General features: G+C 33.9%; 5 protein-coding genes. 2 read left to right on the top strand and 3 right to left on the bottom strand.

Annotated features, from left to right (window positions below):
- Positions 1 to 391 precede the first annotated feature (391 nt).
- The gene (gene clpB / locus B0A58_RS00410) at positions 392 to 2,995 is read left to right on the top strand and encodes an ATP-dependent chaperone ClpB (protein WP_089079449.1); all 2,604 of its coding nucleotides are present in this window, start codon (positions 392 to 394) and stop codon (positions 2,993 to 2,995) included.
- 434 nt (positions 2,996 to 3,429) lie between these two features.
- On the opposite strand, the gene B0A58_RS00405 is transcribed toward clpB, so the two are convergent.
- From B0A58_RS00405 to B0A58_RS00395, 3 genes are all read right to left on the bottom strand, one after another.
- Positions 3,430 to 5,790 (bottom strand): efflux RND transporter permease subunit, encoded by a 2,361-nt coding sequence (locus tag B0A58_RS00405; RefSeq protein WP_089079407.1) that lies wholly within the window; start codon positions 5,788 to 5,790, stop codon positions 3,430 to 3,432.
- Positions 5,791 to 6,054: 264 nt separating this feature from the next.
- Complete coding sequence (locus B0A58_RS00400) at positions 6,055 to 6,954, bottom strand: OmpA family protein (protein ID WP_014082868.1); 900 nt, start codon at positions 6,952 to 6,954, stop codon at positions 6,055 to 6,057.
- 30 nt (positions 6,955 to 6,984) lie between these two features.
- Positions 6,985 to 8,106, bottom strand: a complete 1,122-nt coding sequence (locus B0A58_RS00395) for a Ppx/GppA phosphatase family protein (protein ID WP_089079406.1) — start codon at positions 8,104 to 8,106, stop codon at positions 6,985 to 6,987.
- A gap of 543 nt (positions 8,107 to 8,649) precedes the next feature.
- Here B0A58_RS00395 and B0A58_RS16615 point away from each other — a divergent pair.
- Positions 8,650 to 8,926, top strand: a 277-nt coding sequence (locus B0A58_RS16615; RefSeq protein WP_207758831.1) for a hypothetical protein, incomplete at its 3' end; no start/stop codon positions are given.

Here is an 8,926-nt window from a genome sequence, read left to right as displayed (position 1 = left end):
ATAAATATATTGGGTATAACCCTGTTAGCGTTTGAATGCTGACACAGTTTGAAAAATATATTTTCTTAAAACCATAACTTTTTTAGAGTGATGGCTTTTTGGTTTTTTTATTACTGCGAGGTCGGTAGTCCGTTACAAAGTTTTACAGATGGAACTCTTCGGAGTGCTGGAGTATCGAAAAAAATGGGCTTCTTTTGCTTTTTTAACCGAATTCATAAATATTTATATATTTTCAAATCCAAAAAGTCGCATTTACTAATTGAAGCTAACCGTCTTTTTGTCTTAATTCAATATGAATTAGTTAATAAATTGTGCCATTTTGTCATTAAACGAGTTTTGGAGTATATTTTGTTACGATTAATTGAACCCCAATTATAAAACATTAAACAAAATGAACATTAATAAATTTACAACCAAATCGCAGGAAGCCATCCAACTTTCGCAACAAATTGTGCAAAGTGTGGGGCAACAACAAATAGAAAATGAGCATATTTTCAAAGCGCTTTTAGAAGTGGATGAAAATGTAACACCTTTTTTATTAAAAAAATTGAATGTGAATGTGCCTCTTTTCAAACAAATCTTGGAAAGTACCATTCAAAGTTTTCCAAAAGTTTCTGGTGGCGAAATCATGCTATCCAGAACCGCTAATTCGACTCTGAACGAGGCCGAAATTTTGGCTGGAAAAATGAACGACGAATTTGTTTCGGTTGAACATTTGGTACTCGCTATTTTTGGGTCGAAAACTAAAGTAGCCCAAATTTTAAAAGACCAAGGCGTTACCGAAAAAAGTCTAAAATCGACAATTGAAGAAATGAGAAAAGGCGAAAGAGTAACCTCTGCCTCTGCCGAAGAAACTTATAATGCCTTAAACAAATTTGCCAAAAACCTCAACGATTTAGCCCGAAGCGGCAAATTAGACCCTGTTATTGGTCGTGACGAGGAAATTCGTCGTGTGTTGCAAATTCTAACTCGTAGAACCAAAAACAACCCCATGTTGGTTGGTGAACCTGGTGTGGGTAAAACCGCCATAGCCGAAGGTTTAGCACACCGAATTGTGGATGGTGATGTGCCGGAAAACCTAAAAGACAAAATTATCTTCTCCCTCGATATGGGCGCTTTGATTGCGGGTGCCAAATACAAAGGCGAATTTGAAGAACGTTTGAAATCGGTAGTGAAAGAAGTAACTGCTGCCGAAGGCGACATTGTCCTTTTCATTGACGAAATCCACACTTTAGTGGGTGCTGGTGGTGGCGAAGGGGCGATGGATGCGGCTAATATTTTGAAACCCGCTTTGGCACGTGGCGAATTGCGTGCGATTGGGGCAACGACTTTGGACGAATACCAAAAATATTTTGAAAAAGACAAAGCCCTTGAAAGACGTTTCCAAAAAGTACTAGTCGAAGAACCCGATACCGAAAGTGCTATTTCTATCTTACGTGGTATCAAAGAAAAATACGAAACACACCACAAAGTACAAATCAAAGACGAGGCAATTATTGCAGCGGTTGAATCGTCACAACGATATATTACCAACCGTTTTTTACCTGATAAAGCCATCGATTTAATGGACGAAGCGGCTTCAAAATTGCGAATGGAAATCAATTCAAAACCCGAAGAATTAGACGTTTTGGATCGAAAAATCATGCAATTGGAAATCGAAATTGAAGCCATCAAACGTGAAAAAGACGAAAGCAAGTTGAAAGTTTTGGGAATGGAGTTAGCCAACTTAAAAGAAGACCGCAATGAGATTTATGCTAAATGGAAATCCGAAAAAGATGTGGTGGACAGCATTCAAGCCGTGAAAACCGAAATTGAAGACTTCAAATACGAAGCCGAGCGTGCAGAACGTGATGGAGATTATGGAAAAGTAGCTGAAATTCGCTACGGAAAAATCAAAGAAGCACAAGAGCGTTTGGATGTTTTGGTAAAACAATTACAAGAAAATCAGTCGGGAACCTCTTTAATAAAAGAAGTCGTTACCCGAGAAGATATTGCCGAAGTTGTGGCCAAATGGACTGGAATTCCGGTTACCAAAATGCTCCAAGGCGAAAGAGAAAAACTCTTGAAATTGGAAGACGAATTACACAAACGTGTGGTGGGACAAGAAGAAGCCATTGAAGCGGTTAGTGATGCCGTTCGTAGAAGTCGAGCCGGTTTGCAAGACATGAAAAAACCTGTGGGTACCTTCCTTTTCTTAGGAACAACTGGGGTGGGTAAAACCGAATTGGCGAAAGCCCTAGCCGAATATTTGTTTGACGATGAAAATGCCATGACCCGAATAGACATGAGCGAATACCAAGAACGTCACTCGGTGAGTCGTTTGGTGGGTGCTCCTCCAGGCTATGTGGGCTATGACGAAGGCGGGCAATTGACCGAAGCGGTGCGAAGAAAACCGTATTCTGTGATTTTGTTGGACGAAATTGAAAAAGCACATCCCGATACTTTTAATATTTTGTTACAAGTCTTGGACGAAGGACGTTTGACGGATAATAAAGGACGCTTGGCCGATTTTAAAAACACGATTATCATCATGACCTCGAATATGGGAAGCCAAATTATTCAAGAGAAATTTGAAAACTTGAAAGGCAGTGTTGAAGCGGCTGCAGAAGCTGCCAAAGTGGAGGTTTTAGGTTTATTGAAACAAACGGTGCGACCTGAATTCATCAATCGAATTGACGAAATTGTGATGTTCACCCCATTAACAAATGCTAATATTGCACAAATCGTAGGTTTACAATTGAAATCGGTTACTAAAATGCTAGCACAACAAGGCATCACTATGGACGCTACACCAGAAGCCATCGAGTATTTATCTCAAAAAGGATACGACCCACAATTTGGAGCAAGACCAGTAAAACGGGTGATTCAAAGAGAAGTGTTGAACCAATTATCTAAAGAAATATTGGCAGGAAAAATCAAAACGGACAGTATCATTTTGTTGGATGCGTTTGACAGCCAATTGGTTTTTAGAAATCAAGGGGGCGTTTTGAGTTAATTTTATAAAAATTTAAAGCTGGTTTAAAAAAACAGCAATAGGTTTCTTCTAATTGAAAAGAATCATATTGTAAAAAAAAGGTAATACCAAATATACATATAAAATAGTCCAATCTACTTGTTCTTTTTTGCTAAAAAATAACTACGCATCTTTGGACTATTTTATAAATATATTTGGTATAATTGAAACCGAAGTCTTTTAGCCCAGATTGAAGTGGAAAGCCCGGAGGTTCAAAAGGGATTTTTTGTAGCCACAAAAGAGCGACCAGCGGAAGCTCCTTTTGTGGTGTACAAAAAACCCTTTTGAACCGAGGACTTGAAACGGAAAGCTGGATGAGCTACATAGACATCATTACATCAAATAGATTTGGTATTAAAAAGGCTGTTCAACATATTTGAACAGCCTTTTTTTGAATATGAGAATTGGCTAATGGACTAATCGATTGTAGAAATTTCGGTTTTGATTCGTTTTTTTTCAAAAGAAAGAACTAAAGCAGGTAATACAAACAGATTGGCAAACATGGCAAATAGCAAAGTACCTGATATTAAACCACCAAGTGCAATGGTGCCGCTAAAACTGGATAAAGTAAAAATAGCAAAACCAAATATAAGCACTACCGAGGTGTAAAAAGTGCTGACGCCTGTTTCTTGCAAGGCACTGAAAACGGATTTTTTGATTTTGCCATTGTTTAGAATCAAATCGTGGCGGTATTTTGCCATAAACTGTATGGCATTGTCCACAGAAATACCAAAAGCGATGCTAAAAACCAAAATGGTTGAAGGTTTGAGGGGTATGCCAAAATAGCCCATTAGGCCAGAGGTGATGCATAGGGGCAACACATTTGTAATAATGGATGCCATAACCATTTTGAAAGAGCGGAACAAATATGCCATTAAAATGGCGATAACAATAATAGCAAACAACAAGGATTCTATCAAATTGTCTATCAAATAGGAAGTTCCTTTTTGAAAAACCAACGCTTTGCCGGTAAAGGTAACCTCGAAACGGTTTTTTGGAAAAAGCAAATCGGTTTTTTGACGTAATTTTTTTTCAATAAGGGCCATTTCGTCTGTGCCAATATCCTTCATAAATGTTGTAATATGAGTGTATCGGCCTGTGCTGTCCACGTAGGCTTTCATTAAATTTTGTTTGGTATTTTTGGTAGCACTTTTGGCATAAGCCAATATAAAAGTTTGCTCCTGCGAAGTGGGCAAATCATAAAAGGCGGGATTGCCGTTGTAATATGCTTGCTTGGCATATTTTACTAAATTGACAACAGAAACAGGCTTTGAAAGTTCGGGCATACTGTCGATAGTTTGTTGGAGTTGTTCCATTTTTTTGATAACTCCAAGTTTCATTACCCCTTTTTTCTTTTTGGTATCTATCATAATTTCAAGGGGCATTACACCGCTAAACTCTTTTTCGTAGAATAAAATATCTTTAAAAAAGGAGGCACTTTTTGGCATTTCGCCAATAAGGCTACCCGAAACTTTCATTTGAAAAATGCCAATAACACTAAAGAGTAATAAAACGATATAGGCTATATAGATATTTTTTCGTTTGTATCGAACGAGGTGTTCTACCCATTTTAGCAACGCATTCAAATAGTTTTTATCTAAATGCAAGAGGTGTTTTTCTTTTGGCAAAGGCATGAGGCTATAAACAATTGGCACGACAAAAAACGTAAGCAAATACACAGTCATGACGTTGATGGCGGTTACCAATCCAAACTCAAATAACAAATCGTTGCCGGTAATCATAAAGGTAGCAAAACCTATGGCAGTTGTCAAGTTGGTCATTAAAGTAGAAACACCAATGGTGGCAATTACACGAACCAAAGCTTTTTGTTTGATGCCATGACTTTTTATTTCTTGTTGGTATTTGTTGATAAGGAAAATGCAATTTGTAATACCGATTACAATAATCAGTGGCGGGATGATGGCCGTAAGTATGGTAATGCGGTAATGAAAAAGCCCCAATGTACCAAAAGACCACACAACACCAATGAGCAAAATGCAAGTAGAAAGTAGTGTAGCCCGAAAAGATCTAAAGAAAAAGAAAAAAATTGCAGCCGTAATCAAAAGGGCCGCTCCAATAAAAAGGCCAATTTCGCCTTTCATATTTTCGGCATTGATGGTTCGGATATAAGGCATTCCCGATACTTTCAAATCGACACCTGTGGTTTGTTCAAAACGAGTGATTCTTGGAACTAATTGTTCCATAATGAAGGTTTTTCGTGCTGCCGTATTGACAATTTTTTTGTCTAAATAAACTGCAGATCGGATGCTAGATGTTTTTTTGTTGTATAGCAAACCTTCGTAAAAAGGCAGTTGATGGAACAGTTCATATTTTATTTTTTGTAAATATGTTGCATTGCCTGTTTGATTTTGATCGATTAAAGAGACCAACTTAAATTTTTGTAAAACGGTATCTTTTTCTAATTTTTTCAAATCATTTAACGATACAATCAAATCCACATCTTTAGATTTTTTTAAGCCTGTCATCATTTCGTTCCAAGCCTTGTAAACTTTGGGTGTAAAAAATGTATTGTTCTGAAAACCAATGACTATCAAGTTGCCTTCTTCGCCAAATTTGTTTAAAAAATCATCATATTGCTGGTTTACAATATGGTCTTTTGGAAGCAGGTTTGCCTCTGTATAAGTCATGGCTAGGTTTTTCCATTGGTAACCTAAAAACAGGGTAATGCCAAAAATAAAACCTAAAATATACCCTCTTTTTTGTAATACAACACCCGCAATGTGTTCCCAAAAATTATTTTTATCCGCTTGTTTCATTGTAAAAATTAATGCGACAAAGGTAAACAAAACTTCAATTTTATAGTTTTATTTTGATAAATATTTTTCAAAAGCAAAAACGGGATGGGTATATATAAAAATCCTCCTGAGAGTGTGCAAAAAAATGAAATGTATTGATGGTTTTAGTATGATAATTTCCTAGAAATAACAAAGGACAGTCAAAAACCGTCCTTTGTTATATAAAATGTATCAAATCAATCAAGGGCTGTGATCAAAGAAGTATATTGATCCAAAAAAAATAATCTAATCTTTTGGTAAGGAATTCCAATAAATAACAACAATTCTTCTTCTTTCGTCGTCTGTTTGATAATTAGTTATTTTTTTATTAGGAAACTCCTCTCCTTTTCCTATTGCGAAAAAATCAGTTTGAAATTTATTTTGATTGTCAATATTTTGAATCTTGTTTTTATAAATTTGCATCAAAATAGACAATACTTCTTCTGCTCTTAATCTAGAAAGCTCTGCATTTAGCTCTTCTTTAGAAGCCAGAGCTTTGTTTAAATTAGCTGTTAATTGATTAACCAATTCCCCTTCGCTAAACCCCTGACCATCTGCATATCCACTAGAAACAATTGACGAAGATAAATTTATTTTAGGGTATTTTTTAATAAAAACTAATAAACTATCCACAATAGGCGAGAAAACATTTTTAGCTTCCTCCATTTTTTCGTCAGGTATTTTATATCCTCCAGGTCCAAAAAAAGCAGCACTGTTAAATTTTATAAATGTTTTTTGATTAAATAAATTTTCGATAAAATCGAGGGTCTCCGTTTTTACATCCTTCACTTCATCATTATAAATTGAAATAACAGTAACTATTTTTCTAAAATCTTTTACCTTAATTCTTTTATTAGAGGAAAGCATTTCATCAATTTTAATTAATGAATCTGCTTTTTTTATAACAGCATTTTTCTCGCCATCAATTATTTTTTGGATAGACATATTAGATCTGTCATCTAATTCACCTAGTGCATTTTTTTCAACTCTTTTTTCTTCTAATTTTGTAATTCTATTGAATAATTGATTTTCAATATTCTTTTGTTCTGCTACTTTGTTTTTGATCTCAGCTATTTGACGCTTACTAACACAACTTGTGGCCAATATTAAAAGTATTAATGCTTTTGAAATAGATGTTATTCTCATAATTTGGATGTATTATTTGTATTTATTATTTTAAAATTCAGTAGATCTAAAAGATACAATGTTTTTTGGATTGATTATTTTTGAATTTTTAATTTCCTTATCAGTGTCTTTTTTGCTTTCTAAAATATAAGCTTTTAGCCATGATAAGTGCCCGCTAGAAACAAAATATAAATCTTTAGTTTCGATGTCATCTATATTATTGATAAAATTGAGCAATATGATATTTCCAGTTACTAAATATTGTTTTGAGTAGGTATCTAGTACTCTTTTAATTTCAGAATTTGTTAAAGCTAAATTTTGAAATTTTTCAAAATTAGTTAACAAATCATTTTGATACATTTTTACTTCATTTGCATGAAATTTTTTATATTCGTCTTTGTCTTGATTTTGTGTCAAGGTAATAAAAGCCCATAAAGTTCCGCCAGAAAAATAAATTTTTTTTCTTTTATTTAAAACACTATCAGCACCAAAGGCTTGCTTAAATGTTTGGTTTAAAGAGTCGCTTAATTTTGAAATTTCAGAAACATATTCGTTAAAATCAGCAGGATTTGTTAGGTTTTTTTTCGCTTTTTCAGTTAGAGAAACTGTTCCATAATTTAATTTAATTGGCGAAAAAGTGGAGTCATTTTTAGTTTTATAGTCTAATAAATAACCGCCTTTTGTATTGCCACCTCCAATATCTATAGAAAAAGAATCTTTAATATTATAGAATGGGATACCCCCTAAAATCATTAATCTTACTTCGTCTTCAACACTTATTACTTTTGATTTTACTTGCAATAATACATTAATTTTCTCTAAAAAATCATTTGTGTTTTTAGCTATTCCAACACCAGATGAGACTACTATATAAATATTGTTTTTGTCGATATTTTTTATTGATTTTACCTTGTCAAAATTTTTCTTAAGTAGGTTTAATGTAGTAATCATATCTTCGTTACTTATAAAGCCAGTTTTCGAAATATTTTTGCTAATAGGTGTGCTTTCACTCCATGACTCTATAACATTGTAACTACTCGTTTTTATGTTAGAGATTTGCAATATGGTTGTTTTCATTCCTTTACCCCCTATTTCAATACCTGCATAATATTCTTGTGTTTGAGAAAATACAAAAAATGGCAGTAAAATAAAAAGCAATACACTGTTTTTCATCTATTTATTTGTTAATTTCTATTTATCTAAAATTAGAATGGTCTAAATTAAAGTATTAAAATAATAAATAGAATTTAGATTTTAATTTATAATCCTTATCAATAATCGTGCAAAATTACAATTTTATCAATTATAAAAAAAAAAAAAATCGTTTATATATTTCATCCAAAAAAATGATAAATCGTTAATGTAAGTAATTACCTAAATTTAATGTCGTGTTTTGTTCCAAAATTATGCAGCACAAAATTTAATTGTTCTTTGAGATTTTCAAAAACTTTTATAAGCATCAAAACCTAACCATTGATTTTTTATTTTTCGCCATAAAATTTCTGTCAAATTTAACTCTGGAGCGTATGGCAGTAAAAGCATATCAGCTCAATCTTTTCTTTCCATTGTTCTATTGTAGCTATAATTTTTTTTTTGATTTATAGATTGGTGAATTGTCAAGAAATACAATGGTTCATTTGATTAATCAAAAGTCTTCTTCATTTCGATCACCATTTAAAATAAGCTATCGACTATATTACAGTTTACAATAGGACATTGATTTATTTATTAAAATCTTGCAAATTGGTTGTTTTAGTTTGTTCACCTACCCAAAAGGTAGGCTCACCTACTAAAAAGCTAGGCGAGCCTACCCAAAAGGTAGGCGAGCCTACCCAAAAGGTAGGCTCACCTACTAAAAAGGTAGGCTCACCTACTAAAAAGGTAGGCCGACCTACCCAAAAGCTAGGCTCGCCTACCCAAAACGTAGGTCAGCCTGATTTAAAAAATACCAAGCTGCATAAAACCCTTTGCAACAAAAAAATCTTTGCCAAAA

Source organism: Flavobacterium branchiophilum NBRC 15030 = ATCC 35035 (genome assembly GCF_002217205.1).
Lineage (GTDB): Bacteria > Bacteroidota > Bacteroidia > Flavobacteriales > Flavobacteriaceae > Flavobacterium > Flavobacterium branchiophilum.
Note: the sequence above shows the minus strand (reverse complement) of the source record. Positions and strands in the feature narration are given on the sequence as shown.